Annotated in this window: 15 protein-coding genes; all 15 read left to right on the plus strand. The window is 64.7% G+C overall.

All coding sequences use genetic code 11. The features are described 5' to 3' along the window. The first annotated feature begins 22 nt into the window (after window positions 1-22). From LU671_RS01520 to LU671_RS01585, 15 genes are read left to right on the plus strand one after another with little or no spacing between them, the layout of a single operon-like run. Window positions 23-1,138, plus strand: a complete 1,116-nt coding sequence (locus LU671_RS01520; protein ID WP_232854732.1) for a DUF2586 domain-containing protein — start codon at window positions 23-25, stop codon at window positions 1,136-1,138. 3 nt (window positions 1,139-1,141) lie between these two features. After that, window positions 1,142-1,591: a phage protein gene (locus LU671_RS01525; RefSeq protein WP_232854733.1), complete on the plus strand. Its 450-nt coding sequence runs from the start codon at window positions 1,142-1,144 to the stop codon at window positions 1,589-1,591. Continuing rightward, window positions 1,591-1,797 carry a TraR/DksA C4-type zinc finger protein gene (locus tag LU671_RS01530; RefSeq protein WP_232854734.1) on the plus strand — a complete coding sequence of 69 codons (207 nt, stop codon included), beginning with the start codon at window positions 1,591-1,593 and terminating at the stop codon, window positions 1,795-1,797. The genes LU671_RS01525 and LU671_RS01530 overlap by 1 nt, the downstream gene beginning before the upstream one ends. Before the next feature lie 55 nt (window positions 1,798-1,852). After that, window positions 1,853-2,140 (plus strand): putative phage tail assembly chaperone, encoded by a 288-nt coding sequence (locus LU671_RS01535; protein WP_050703720.1) that lies wholly within the window; start codon window positions 1,853-1,855, stop codon window positions 2,138-2,140. Between the two features lie 20 nt (window positions 2,141-2,160). After that, the gene (locus tag LU671_RS29625; protein WP_442964116.1) at window positions 2,161-2,307 is read left to right on the plus strand and encodes a DUF6890 family protein; all 147 of its coding nucleotides are present in this window, start codon (window positions 2,161-2,163) and stop codon (window positions 2,305-2,307) included. Window positions 2,308-2,313: 6 nt separating this feature from the next. Beyond that, on the plus strand, window positions 2,314-4,428 hold the full coding sequence (locus LU671_RS01540) for a phage tail tape measure protein (RefSeq protein ID WP_232854735.1): 2,115 nt from the start codon (window positions 2,314-2,316) through the stop codon (window positions 4,426-4,428). Then, on the plus strand, window positions 4,428-4,745 hold the full coding sequence (locus LU671_RS01545) for a DUF2590 family protein (protein WP_232854736.1): 318 nt from the start codon (window positions 4,428-4,430) through the stop codon (window positions 4,743-4,745). Before LU671_RS01540 ends, LU671_RS01545 begins: the two co-directional genes overlap by 1 nt. Beyond that, complete coding sequence (locus LU671_RS01550) at window positions 4,742-5,914, plus strand: baseplate J/gp47 family protein (protein WP_232854737.1); 1,173 nt, start codon at window positions 4,742-4,744, stop codon at window positions 5,912-5,914. Before LU671_RS01545 ends, LU671_RS01550 begins: the two co-directional genes overlap by 4 nt. Next, entirely contained in the window at window positions 5,911-6,435 is a 525-nt protein-coding gene (locus LU671_RS01555) for a phage tail protein (protein ID WP_232854738.1), read from the plus strand. Before LU671_RS01550 ends, LU671_RS01555 begins: the two co-directional genes overlap by 4 nt. Before the next feature lie 9 nt (window positions 6,436-6,444). Then, window positions 6,445-8,577: a phage tail protein gene (locus tag LU671_RS01560; RefSeq protein ID WP_232854739.1), complete on the plus strand. Its 2,133-nt coding sequence runs from the start codon at window positions 6,445-6,447 to the stop codon at window positions 8,575-8,577. Then, window positions 8,577-9,221 carry a hypothetical protein gene (locus LU671_RS01565; protein WP_232854740.1) on the plus strand — a complete coding sequence of 215 codons (645 nt, stop codon included), beginning with the start codon at window positions 8,577-8,579 and terminating at the stop codon, window positions 9,219-9,221. The genes LU671_RS01560 and LU671_RS01565 overlap by 1 nt, the downstream gene beginning before the upstream one ends. A gap of 16 nt (window positions 9,222-9,237) precedes the next feature. Continuing rightward, on the plus strand, window positions 9,238-10,140 hold the full coding sequence (locus tag LU671_RS01570) for a hypothetical protein (RefSeq protein ID WP_232854741.1): 903 nt from the start codon (window positions 9,238-9,240) through the stop codon (window positions 10,138-10,140). Further along, window positions 10,137-10,676 (plus strand): baseplate complex protein, encoded by a 540-nt coding sequence (locus tag LU671_RS01575; protein WP_232854742.1) that lies wholly within the window; start codon window positions 10,137-10,139, stop codon window positions 10,674-10,676. Before LU671_RS01570 ends, LU671_RS01575 begins: the two co-directional genes overlap by 4 nt. Then, window positions 10,673-11,377: a hypothetical protein gene (locus tag LU671_RS01580; protein ID WP_232854743.1), complete on the plus strand. Its 705-nt coding sequence runs from the start codon at window positions 10,673-10,675 to the stop codon at window positions 11,375-11,377. The genes LU671_RS01575 and LU671_RS01580 overlap by 4 nt, the downstream gene beginning before the upstream one ends. Further along, entirely contained in the window at window positions 11,350-12,321 is a 972-nt protein-coding gene (locus LU671_RS01585) for a hypothetical protein (protein WP_232854744.1), read from the plus strand. Before LU671_RS01580 ends, LU671_RS01585 begins: the two co-directional genes overlap by 28 nt. Window positions 12,322-12,443 lie beyond the last annotated feature (122 nt).

Raw genomic sequence — 12,443 nt, forward strand, 5'->3', positions numbered from 1 at the left:
CACCCCGCTAACGAGGCAACCTATGGCACTCGGTAAAATCAGCGTGAACAATCTCAACCTCGGCCAGGGTGCCGTGACCGAGATCGAACGCTACTTCCTCTTCATCGGCCCTGCCGCCAAGAACGTCGGCAAGCTGTTGACCCTGAACACGGACAGCGACCTGGACAACGAGCTGGGCGTGGCCGCCAGCGACCTGAAGACCCAACTGATCGCCGCCCGGGCCAACGGCGGCGACCGCTGGGCCTGCCTGGCCGCGCCGATCGGCGCCGAAGGCGACTGGGCGAGCGCCCTGGAATACGCCCAGCAACATGGCTACTCGGTCGAAGGCATCGTCATCACCAAGCCGGCGACCGCCGGCGCGGAACTGCTGGCCATGCACACCGCCGCCGAACAGCTGAACGCCCGCTATGGCCGGCGCTCGTTCGTCCTGGCCGCGTCCGCCGGCATCCTGCCGACCGTGACCTGGTCGGATTACCTGCTCGAGCAGAAGGCGCTCACCGACGGTATCGCCGCGCCACGCGTCGTGGTAGTGCCGCAGTTGCACGGCAACGACCTGGGCGTGCTCGCCGGGCGCCTGGCCAACGCCGCCTGGAGCATCGCCGATACCCCGATGCGCGTCGCCAGCGGCCCTGTCCTGGGCCTGGGCGCGGTGCCCGCGGACAAGGACGGCGTGCCACTGCCATCGGCGGTGCGCAGCGAGCTGGACAAGGCACGCTACTCCGTTTCGCAGACCTACCCGGACTACGAGGGCGTGTACTGGGGCGATGCCAACATGCTCGACACCGCCGCCAGCGACTTCCAGGTCCTGGAGTACCTGCGCCTGGCCGACAAGGCCGCCCGCCAGGTCCGCCCGCTGCTGATCCGCCGTATCGGCGACCGCCGCCTGAACAACAGCCCCGCCAGCATGGCCGCCAACACCAGCGCGCTGATGGCGCCGCTACGACGGATGGCCAAGGCGGTGAAATTCGCCGGCGAAGTGTTCCCCGGCGAAATCCAGCCGCCGCGCGACGGCGACCTGGTCATCGTCTGGAAAAGCCACACCCAGGTGGAGGTGTTCATTCGCATCCGCCCGCACAACTGCCCCAAGGACATCACCGCGAACATCGCGCTGGACCTTTCCCAGGACAACCAGGAGTAACCCATGGCCAAGATCAGTGGCTTGAACTTCGACATCAACGTGGGCGACCTGAAGATTCACGTTGAAAGCGCAACCCTCGACATCGCCGACAACAGCGCCGTGGCGCACACCAAGGGCGTGCCTGACGGCTGGGTCGCCGGCAACGTAACCGCCAGCGGCGAGCTGGAAGTGGACACCAGCAACTTCAACCTGATCATCGAAGCCGCCGCCAAGGCCGGCAGCTTCCGTCAGCTGGGGACCTTCGACCAGCTGTTCTACGCCAAGACCCCCACCGACGAGATCCGCGTCGAGGCCTTCGGCTGCCGCCTCAAGATCTCCAACCTGCTCAACATCGACGCCAAGGGCGGCGAGAAGACCAAGCACAAGCTGCCGTACGACGTCACCAGCCCGGACTTCGTCCACATCAACGGCGTGCCGTACCTGTCCTTCGCCGAGGTCGAGGGCCTGAGCTGATGGTGTGCCCATTCGACCGCGCCCAGGCCCTGGAACAGCTCAGGCGTGATCTGGCGATCGCCGCCGTCCGTGGCCGACGCGTGGCGACTGGGCCCAGCCTCACCCACTGCACGGACTGCGGCGACGAGATCGCCGAGGCGCGCCGCGCCCTGGGCGGCATGCGCCGCTGCGTTCCCTGCCAGCACCTTCATGAGCGCGGCCGCTGAGCACGGCGCCCGCCACGTTCTTTTCGATTCCCGTATTCCAATGGAGTAGTACCCCATGACCCAACGCACCGAAATCACCCTGGAAGTCGGCGACCTGTCCCTGGACTTCGCCATCGATCCGGCGCTGATGACCAAGTACATCAACGCCCTGACCCCCTCCAACAAGGTCGCCCCGGCCAACAACCTGCTGGTCACCGCCGTGAAGCCCGAGCACAAGGACCAGCTCAAGCCGCTGCTGGCCAACCCGATGACCGTGATCCAGCTGGCCGGTGCCCTGGTCGAGGAGTACGCCCCGACCGTGGAAGTCACCGTAAAAAAGCGCTCGGCCACGCAGAGCGACTGACCGAGGACGGCCTGGGCCAGCTGCTGGCCCTGACCGAACGCTGGCTGCCAGGTGCCCCGACCACGCCCGAGAACCTGGGCACGGCCAAGTGGCTGGAGGACGAGCACTGGCGGCGAATGGAAATCGCCATCGCCAACGGCATCGCCCGTGCATTCAATGGAGGCTGACATCCCATGAGCGCGAACAACGCAATCAGCCGGCTGGATTTCATCCTGTCGCTGACCGACAAAGTCACCGCGCCGCTGGCGAGGATGACCCAAGGGTTCAACAATCTGAGCGAAAAAAGCCAGGCCGCCATCAAGCAGATCAGCGATGGCACGCAGAAGCTGCAAAGCTCTGCCGGCAGCTTCGGCACCTTCCTTGAGCCCGCCCTGGAAATGAACCGTGCCCTTGGGGATGTGCGCTCGCTCGGCGTGGCCGAGGACGCCCTGGAGGCCTTGAACAAGAAAGCCCTGATGTTCTCCATCGCCTATGGCGAGAACGCCCGGGACTTCGTTGCCTCGGCGTACAAGATCGAGGGCGCGATCAAGGGACTGTCCGGCTCCCAGCTGGCCACATTCACCTACGCCAGCAGCGTGCTGGCCAAGGCCACCAAGACCGACCAGGGCGTGATGGCCGAGTACGTCGGCACGATGTACAACCTGCAGAAGCAGCAGGCCGACGCCATGGGCAAGGGCCAGTGGGTCAAGATCCTGGGCGGGCAGACCGCCCTGGCGGTCCAGCTGTTCCGCACCAGCGGCGAACAGATGAAGGATGGCTTCAAGGAGGCCGGCGCCCAGGCCTCCGCCGCCGGCATCGACCTGGCCGAGCAGATGGCCGTGATCGGCAGCCTGTCCGGCAGCATGGACGGCAGCGCGGCCGGCGGGCTTTACAAAGCCTTCTTCGAGAACATCGAGGACGCCTCGGACAAGCTCGGCATGAAGTTCACCGACACCAATGGCAAGGTCCTGCCGATGCTCGACATCCTGGCCAAGCTGCAGGGCAAGTTCGGCGACCTGCGCGGCGCGGCGGCCAACGCCAAGATCACCGAGGCCTTCGGCGGTGAGGCGGCCCAGCTCATCGGCGCCCTGGCCCAGGACACCGACCGCCTGAAGAACGGCATCGACAAACTCGGCCAGGTACGCGGCCTGGAACAGGCCGAACAGATGGCCAAGGCCATGGTCGACCCCTGGCAGCAGTTCGGGGCTGCGGTAAAAGGACTGCGCATCGCCTTCGGCCAGGCGCTGATACCCATCCTGCAGCCGCTGATGACACGCCTGGTCGAGATCGCCCAGACCCTGGTCCGCTGGATCAAGCTGTTTCCCAACATCACCCGGGTGATCGCCATCGCCACCCTGGCGATCCTTGGCACCAGCGCCGCGCTGACCGCGCTTGCAGTTCTGAGCGGACTGGCCCGGATAGCCATGCTGGGGGCACAGGCCGCCTGGGCCCTGCTCAACATGACCGGTTTGAAGAGTATCTTCATGTTCCTCCGGCACGCCTTGGTGCTGTCGATCTTCCTGACAAGCCTGATCGCCATGTACGCCTGGATGGGGATCGTGAGGCTCGCCACCCTTGCCTGGCAAGGCGCACTCTGGCTGGTGAACGCCGCACTCCTGGCCAATCCGATCATCCTCATCATCGCGGGCATCGTCGCGCTGGTCGCTGCCGTGGTCCTGGTCATCGCCTACTGGGACGAGCTCAAGGCCGCGTTCCTGGACAGTGCCGCCTTCCAGTGGGTCAGCGCACAGCTGGACGCACTAAGCAAATGGTTCACCGACATGGGCGGCTGGACCGGCATGGCCAAGGCTGCCTGGGACGGCATCGTCAAGGTCTTCCGGAGTTCGCTCGACCTGGTGATCGAGTGGTTGAACAAGATCCCGGGCGTCAACATCGAGACCTCATTCGCCGATCTGCCAGAAGCACCCAAGGTGCCAGGACTTGCCAGCCAGGTCGCGCCGATCGGCGTACTGCCCATGAGCAACACGCAGCCACTGCTCAAGACCCTGATGCAGGTGCCATCAGCGGCCCCGCACATGGCTTCGATGGCACCCGCCGCCGTCGCCCCCAGCATGGCCAGCGCGCCGGTCGAGCAACTCGAGCAGCAGCGCCAGCGCATGACCCAGACCGCACTCAACCTCTCGCCGGCCAGCCCGACGAGCGTTCCCCAGGGAGGCCTGATGAACCAGATCCAGAACACCACCCAGACGCAGGACCGGCGCATGCATGTCGAGAAGGTGGAGATCAATACCAGCAAGGCCATGAACCCGCTGGAACTGGAACAGATGATGGCAATGGCGGTGGGCTGATGAGCGAGTACATCGACCTGCTGATCCACAACAACGACCTGGTCCTGGACCCTTCCCATCAACCGCTGCTGATCGAGGACCGGGCCAGCATCGCCCAGGACATCGCCCACATGATCCGCGACAGCGGCCTGCTGGTGACCCTGGTGGCCGAGCGCAGCCGCCAGCGCCAGGCCGACTGCATCCTGCAACTGGAGCTGCTGGTGGAGGACGACGAGCGCCTGCTGCCGGGTACTGCCCGCGTCCTGGAAGAGCATCCGGGCCGCTACCTGGTCACGGCGAAAACCCTGAAATTCGGTGACATCGAGGTATACCTGTGAGCGACTTGGACTTTCGCAAGGTGCTGGCCGACGCCGGCATTCCCACCACTGAGGCGGCCCTACACCAGGCCTGGGAGGCCGAAGTGGCCGCCCAGGGCAGCAAGCTCAGCAACACCAGCGCCTACTCGCCGTTCTGGCGCGTGGTGACGGCGCTGGTGACCAAGCCGGTGCTGTGGCTGGTCGGCTTTATCAGCGACACCGTGCTGCCCAACTTCTTCGTCAAGACGGCCAGTGGCGCCTGGCTGGACAGCCTGGCCTGGGCGGTGAACGTCGAACGCAAAGACGCTACCAAGGCCCAGGGCAAGTTGTTGTTCACCCGCGAGAACAGCGCTGGCGAGCTGCTGATGCGCGCCGGCGTCGTGGTGCAATCCGCCGCGATCAACGGCCACGTCTACCAGCTGGTGACGGTCGAGGATGCTGTGTTCCCCGACGGCCGCCTGCAACAGTCGGTCAAGGTCCAGGCGCAGCAGGTCGGCAGCGGCTACAACCTGGCGCCCGGCTACTACGCCATCCTGCCCGAGCCGGTGCCGGGGATCGTCCAGGTGGTCAACGACGACGGCTGGATGACCTCGCCCGGAGCCGACCCCGAACCCGACGACCAACTGCGCCTGCGCACCCGCAACCAGTTCAGCGCGGTCAACCAGTGGCACACCGACGCAGTCTACCGCGCCATGATCGCCGCCTTCCCGGGGGTGCGCCCCGATGGGGTGTACTTCCTCCACGACGCACCGCGTGGTCCGGGCAGCGCCAACGTCTACGTGCTGTTCGACGCCGACGTGCCGGCGCAGGCGTACCTGGAGCAGATCAACGCCCACGTGCGCGACCAAGGCAACCACGGCCACGGCGACGACCTGCTGGTAATGGTCATGCCCGAGACCCGGCACGACATTGCGCTGACGGTCTGGCCGCGGGCGAACCTGACGGCGAAACGGCGCGAAGAGTTGCAGCAGGGCATCACCCAGTTCATCCGTGCGGCGTTCCGCGAAAGCACGGCCAGCGACTATCGCCCGACGCTGACCTACCCACAGTCGCGGTTCTCCTTCAGCCGCCTGGCCGAGGAACTGCACCAGGCCTTCGCCGACATCGAGTCGCTGCATTTCGCCAGCGAGGACATCGTCTCGCAGCTGAGCATCGCGCGCATCGCCAACCTGCGGGTGGGCCTGGTATGAGCCCGCTGAAACTGCCGTTCTGGCTCACCGGCCCCGAACTGACCAAGCTCAAGGACGCCGCCCAGACCTGGTGGGCCAGGGTGACCGAGTGGCTGCGCTGGCCGCTGCTGCAGATGGACGCCGAGACCTGCCACCTCACCGTGCTGGACCTGCTCGCCTGGCAGCGGGACATCACCCGCTTCAAGGACGAACCGGAAAGCCTGTATCGGCTGCGGGTGAAGTACGCCTTCATCAACGCGGTCGATGCCGGCAGCACCGCGGGGCTCAAACGCATCCTGCGCCGGCTCGGCGTGGGCTATGTCGAGATCGACGAACGCCTGGCCGGCCGCGACTGGGATGTGGTCCTGCTGCGCCTTTCCGACTCGCAGCTGTCGGAGAACCCCGAGCTGCTGCGGGTACTGATCCAGCAGTACGGCCGGACCTGCCGCCGCTACGACTTCGTCAGCATCACCCCCGTGCCCCTGCGCATTGGCGCAGCTCAATTCAACGACGACCAGCAGACGCTGGTCGCCACGCTTTAGGAGTCCGCCGTGGCCAGAATCACTTTCGCGGGCGAAAGCCTGATCGCCCAGAAGCAGGGGGCCAAAGAAGTCCTGCAGATCACCCGCTTCATCTACGCCAATGTGCCCGGGCTCGACCCGAACACGCCAATCGACCGCGCCGCGACCAAACCGCCGGCCAGCCAGATCGTGCACAGCTACGACATCCCGGCGGGCAACAGCGGCTACGTGAACCCCAACCAGGTCGTCTACAGCTCGATGCTGGGTAGCGACATCGGCGACTTTGACTGGAACTGGATGGGCCTGGAAAGCGCCGAGGGCGTGCTGTTCGCCGTGGCCTACCTGCCGCTGCAGCAGAAGCGGCGCAACATCCCGCCGCTGCAGATCGGCAACAACGTCACCCGCAACATCCTGGTGGAGTACAGCGGCGCCCAGGAACTGACCGGCATTACCATCGATGCCAGCACCTGGCAGCACGATTTCACCGTGCGCCTGAAGGGCATCGACGAGCGCGAGCGCCTGAGCAACCGCGACGTGTATGGGCGAGCGTGCTTCTTCGGCGACGGCCTCGGGGTCGTGAAAAGCGGTACAGGTTATCAACTGGCAACTGGTCTAGCCTATCTTGAAGGCATTCGCATCGAACTGGCCAGGCCCCTGCCCCTCCCTCAGGCCAAGACGCCATCTCAGGTATGGCTACATGTATCGCTGCATCGTGAACGGAACGATGTTGTACCCAGTTGGACTGTGGTTTTCGAACCTGACCAGCTGGACTACCTGAAGAATGACAGCTGGGTCTACTGCATTCCGCTCGCAGATATATCAGCCTCTGGAGCCATCACGGACCGTCGCCGATCATTCCCGATCAACACCCCGCTGGTGGAGCACTTCGCCGCCAAGACCGGTTACTACAATGGCATGCGTGTCGGTTCGGCTGACAAACTGCAGTTCCCACGCAAGATCAACGGAATCCCGTTTGACGGCTCAACGGATATCACCGTAGGAGACACTACGAAGTTGCCGTTAACGGGCGGCAATATGTCCGGCACCATCAGCTTCGAGAACCAGCAGATGGGCGGCTTTTTCGTGGACTGGGCGACGCGTGTACCAGCCCTGCAGTTGAATTGCCCCGCCAACGTCCATGCTTACTCTCTGTGGAAAGCATCAAACTTGGGCGAAAGACATCTGGCTGCCTTGGACGTATGGGCCGGTGGTACAACCCAGAGTCAACCCTCTGTGGTGATGCATGTTGGCACCACAACTAATGCATTCACATTCGACGGCACAGGGTCGCTGACCATCAAGGGTAGCTACGGTGGTGATGCCGGATCTCTAACCGGCTTGAATGCGAACCAGCTGAGTAAGGGTTACGTGCCTGCGGAACGACTAACAGGCACCTATACCATCGATATCGCCGGGGTTGCCGCCAAAGCGGTCAAACTCTCTGTCCCTCGCAAGATCAATGGTGTGTCGTTCGACGGCAGCTCAGACATCACTGTTGTTGATGCCTCAAAATTGCCACTGGCAGGTGGCACGGTAACAGGGCCGATTACCTTCACAAGTCCGGGCATGGGCGGCGCATTCGTTGATTGGCGACAGCGTACTCCAGCCGTGCAGATAAACAGCCCAGAGGATGGAGGAGCTTATCTGCTCTGGCGGGCGACCAATTGGGGAGTTCGTCACTTGGCTGCCATGGAGGCATTTTCCGGAGGAGGACCTACGACGCCCGCCCAAGTAGTCACCCATGTAGGGGCAACCAACAATGCAATGACCGTCGTGGAAGGTGGTCACCTGTGGATTTCCGGGACCTACCACGGTGATGCCTCAGGCTTGACCAATTTGCCGCAAGCAACTCCAAGCTTGCCAGGCGCAGTTCAGAAAAATACAGCATCACTCGGGCAGAACGGTTGGTGGCGGTGTGCCCAAACTGGCCTTATCAAACAGTGGGGACTTACCCAGGGTGCGTCGGACATGACCACCCATCGCAGCTTCCCCATCGCCTTTCCAAACCGCTGCGTTTCTCTGGTGGCATCTCGAACCAGCCTCTTCTATGCCGATGCCAACACCGGTACTAACACACTGATCGTTAGCAATAGCCAATTTTCCGTTATCTCCGGCCCATTCAACTCGCCCGATGACATCTACTGGGAGGCAACAGGGTACTGATGACTATCTACTTTCATGCAGCAACCGGTGGATTCTATGACACCAGAGTCCACGGCGAGCGAACAATGCTGATCCCTGATCCCGATTGGAAACCAGCCATGATCGAGGTGCCAGACCCGAAATGGATACAGCCAGAGGGTACCGTTGGCAAGACCAAAGCGCCCACCGTCAGGGAAAGGGATCCGAAGTCGGCTCATCCTAACGTCCAAGTCAAAAACCCTCTGTGTTGTTTGCCGCCAGCGGCCGAACTGATGGAAATCACTCTGAACGAATATCAAGCACTGTTCAGGGCTCAATCAGCCGGAAAAGTTATTGCCACCATGGACGGCCGGCCCACGGCAATAGAACCGCCTCCGTTAACTTGGGAACAGCGCAAAAATGGATACCTCGCAGCCGTACAGCAGTTTATGGACAAAGCTGCGCAAACAGCGGGATACAGCGATATCAAGGATGCGATCAGCTACGCAGAGGAAGCCGCAGTTCCGAAGTTCCAGGCTGAAGCACTCGCGTTCCGCGCCTGGCGTTCACTGTCCTGGGCCTACTGCTATGAGCAGTTGGAGGTGATCGAACACGGCAGGCGCGAAGCCCCTACCAGTGTAGAGTTCGTTACCGAATTGCCTGAGCTGGTACTGTCCAATGTCTGACTGGACAGCTGTAACGATGCGCTGGCCCACCGAGGCAACTCGCTGGATGGGCCAGCTCGACGCCGCTAAGGCCCTGGCCGGTAGCGAGCTGGCCAGTACCGCGCAGCGCCTGAGCGGTCTTCAGGGACTGGCCAGCACCAACCCCGGCCCGGTCGGCGCCGCGGCCAAGGATGCAATAGAGGCCGGGCGCCAGGCCCTGGCAGAGCAACTGGGCGAAGTACCCAGGTGCCTGGTGGTAACGCCGTTCCAGAGCGGTATCGGCCAGGGGCGTGGCTACCAGCGCTTCCTGTCCGCGCCGAACCTGCTGCAGCAACTGGCCAACAAGCTGACCGACGCCACCGACGACGGCAGCCCCCAGGGCGAGCAGCACGCGCTGTGCCTGCTGTTCCTGGGCACCCGCCACGACCAGCTGGCCGCCGGCCTGGCCCGCTTCAACGCCCTGATGCCGATCCCCGAACTGGTGCGCGCGCAACGCCGCGCGGAGCACCTGGCCCGGCTCGAAACCGAGAAATGGCAGATTCCCCAGGCCACCACCCTGCCGCGCTGGGAGGCCTTGCCGCTGGAGCGCTGCACGGTGTTGAAGGCGGCGCAGCAATCGCTGGCCGGGCAGATCGCGGTGCTGGAAAGCTACGCCGCCGACAGCTCGCCCATGAGCGACCTGGCCGGGCTGGCGGCGCGCAAAGCCAGCCAGCAGCAGGTCCGCGACCAGCGCCTGGCCGACCTGCGCCAGCTGCTGGAAGGCGGCCAGGCCGACAGCTCGGTACGCACCCGCCTGCTGGGTCCGGGCAACAACACACAACTGCGCCGCATGCTGCTCGAAGGCGATGCCCCGGGGCATGAATGGGTGATGAGCGCTGGCGTGATCCTGGTCGGCTCGGCCAAGGGCCTGAGCTTCGTTCGTGAAATGGTGGGTTTATGACACTGCTACTGTTGGACGGCCAGCCCGTCGAAGGCAAGACCCTGAAAGTCACCGGCAACCTGCGCATCGAAGCCGAGGACCTGTCCGGCCAGACCAGCAACACCGACTCCGCGCACAAGGGCTTCAAGCCCAAGACCCTCACGGTCACCCTGACCATCCCCTACGTCAACGGCACCTGGCTGCGCAGCCTGATGCGCCTGGCCGAAGCCACCGAGAGCGGCGGACAGCTCAAGACCTACCGCATCGTCAACGACACCGCCGAGGCCTTCGGCATCCGCCAGGTGCGCTTCGCCGACAGCGTCAGCGCCCGGGAAGACGACTCGCTGGCCTGCTGGCGGGTGCAGTTTGGCCTGGCCGAAAAGACCTCCAACCCGGAAAAGGTCGAGAAGCGCCGCGCCAAAAAACGCGTCAAGGCCCAGGCCGCTCCAGGGGCGGCGGTGGGCGCGAAAGAGGAGGAAGAGGAGAAGGACCCGGAGCTGACCAGCTTCGAGCGCCTGCTGAAAAAAGTGGATGACTGGCTGGGAGAGAAGTCATGAAGCTGCATCAGGTACTCAATGTCGGCGGCGAGCGTTACGACCTGGTCAGGGCGGACGTGCGCCTGGAACTGCGCAACCCGGGGCGGGCGACCTTCATCGTCCGGGCCGACGCGCCCCTCAAGGGCCTGGTCACCCTCGACATCGGCTACAACGACAGCCCGCTGCAACGGCATTTCATCGGCTACGTCGAGCGCTGCACCAGTGCCAACGCCAGCCAGCAATTGCTGTTCTGCCGGGAACTGGCGGCGATCCTGGCCAGGCCGCTGCCGATGAACCTGCGCCACGTCGACCTGCGCGGCGTGCTCGACCAGGTCGGCCAGCAGACCGGCCTGCGCTTTCGCGTGCCCGAGCGGCCCTACGCGTCGGTGCGCGCGCCGTTCTTCTACAGCCTGGCCGCCGGCTTCCAGGCCATGGAAAGCCTGGCCCAGGTCTTCGACATCCCCGACTTCATCTGGCAGCAGCAGGGCAACGGCGAGGTATACGTGGGCAGTTGGGCCGACAGCTACTTCGGCGCGCGCCCCGCGCTGCAACTGCCCATGGAGCTGTTCGACAACTACCAGGGCAACCAGAGCGCCTGCATTGCGGCCCTGCCGGGGCTGCGTCCGGGCGCACCGATCAACCACGGCGAGCGCGTGACCCACGTCGCGCTGGCCGACAGCCAGATGGCCATACGATGGAAGACGCAATCCGCCGCGCCGTAGCGCGCCAGTTCCCCGAAATCACCGGCGGCTATCACCTGCCGCGCTTCGGCCGCGTGGTCGCGGTGCCCGATGCGCCGACGGCGCCCGGGCTGTGCGACGATTTCCGCCCGCGCTTCGGCGTCGATGTCCAGGTGCTGCTGCCGGACGGCGAGCCCGACCCGGCGTTGCCGGTGTTCACCAGCCTGCCGCTGCCGGCACCCATGGGCGGCCAGGAGCGCGGCATGTTCGGCTTCCCCGAGGAGGGCACCACCGTGGTGCTGTCGTTCGCCTACGGGCTGCCGCACAAGCCGTTCATCCAGCAGATCCTGCCCCACGGGCTGAGCCTGCCCAAGGTGCCGAAGGGCGACCTGGTGTGGCAGCACAGCGAGGCCTGCCAGCAACGCGCCGACGCCGACGGCAACTGGCTGCGACAGACGGACGGCCGGATCCGCGACAAGGCGATCGAGCGCGAGGTCGAGGCGCTGGCCAACACCGAGCAGTTCCAGAGCCATGCCCGGAACGTGGACGACCACTCGACCGAGACCGTCGGCGGGGTGAAGAAGATCGAGGCCCTCGGCGCGCTCAAGCTGCTGTCCGGCGGCTCCGCCAGCCTGGCCGCCCTCGACGACCTGCACCAGGCCACCGGGCGCGACCTGAACCTGGCGGTGGGGCAGAAGCTCAACGCGGCGATCGGCGGCGACGTCCAGGAGCGGATCGAGGGCCTGCGCCACAGCGTGGTGAAAATTAGCCAGCGCCTGCAGGCGCCGAAGACCTGGCTGGGTTCCGAGGCGGTGAACGTGCTGCAGGTGCTCTGCGACCTGCTCGACCTGGTCCAGGAGATGAACACCGAGCTGGCCGGGCATGTGCACGGTCCCACGCCACCACCTGGCAATGCGGCAGCCTTCAGCGGCGCAGCGGTGCGGGCCCAGGCCATGGGACTCAAGTTGAAGCCGATCACGCTGTGATCTTCAAGGCATTTCGTATTCGCGGGGCCAGCCCGCTCCCACAGGTTCAGCCTTGAGCCTGTGGGAGCGGGATGGCCCCGCGTTGCGTTTGGGGCGGAAAAAGTCGAGTGTTCACACGACTG

This window comes from Pseudomonas sp. NMI760_13 (assembly GCF_021283245.1).
Lineage (GTDB): Bacteria > Pseudomonadota > Gammaproteobacteria > Pseudomonadales > Pseudomonadaceae > Aquipseudomonas > Aquipseudomonas peradeniyensis.

Excerpts from the sequence above, each read along its gene's own strand:
- LU671_RS01540 (WP_232854735.1), top strand. The coding sequence starts at position 2,314 with ATGAGCGCGAACAACGCAATCAGCCGGCTGGATTTCATCCTGTCGCTG.
- LU671_RS01545 (WP_232854736.1), top strand. The coding sequence starts at position 4,428 with ATGAGCGAGTACATCGACCTGCTGATCCACAACAACGACCTGGTCCTG.
- LU671_RS01565 (WP_232854740.1), top strand. The coding sequence starts at position 8,577 with ATGACTATCTACTTTCATGCAGCAACCGGTGGATTCTATGACACCAGA.
- LU671_RS01575 (WP_232854742.1), top strand. The coding sequence starts at position 10,137 with ATGACACTGCTACTGTTGGACGGCCAGCCCGTCGAAGGCAAGACCCTG.
- LU671_RS01520 (WP_232854732.1), top strand. The coding sequence starts at position 23 with ATGGCACTCGGTAAAATCAGCGTGAACAATCTCAACCTCGGCCAGGGT.
- LU671_RS01525 (WP_232854733.1), top strand. The coding sequence starts at position 1,142 with ATGGCCAAGATCAGTGGCTTGAACTTCGACATCAACGTGGGCGACCTG.
- LU671_RS01570 (WP_232854741.1), top strand. The coding sequence starts at position 9,238 with ATGCGCTGGCCCACCGAGGCAACTCGCTGGATGGGCCAGCTCGACGCC.
- LU671_RS01580 (WP_232854743.1), top strand. The coding sequence starts at position 10,673 with ATGAAGCTGCATCAGGTACTCAATGTCGGCGGCGAGCGTTACGACCTG.
- LU671_RS01585 (WP_232854744.1), top strand. The coding sequence starts at position 11,350 with ATGGAAGACGCAATCCGCCGCGCCGTAGCGCGCCAGTTCCCCGAAATC.
- LU671_RS01535 (WP_050703720.1), top strand. The coding sequence starts at position 1,853 with ATGACCCAACGCACCGAAATCACCCTGGAAGTCGGCGACCTGTCCCTG.
- LU671_RS01530 (WP_232854734.1), top strand. The coding sequence starts at position 1,591 with ATGGTGTGCCCATTCGACCGCGCCCAGGCCCTGGAACAGCTCAGGCGT.
- LU671_RS01555 (WP_232854738.1), top strand. The coding sequence starts at position 5,911 with ATGAGCCCGCTGAAACTGCCGTTCTGGCTCACCGGCCCCGAACTGACC.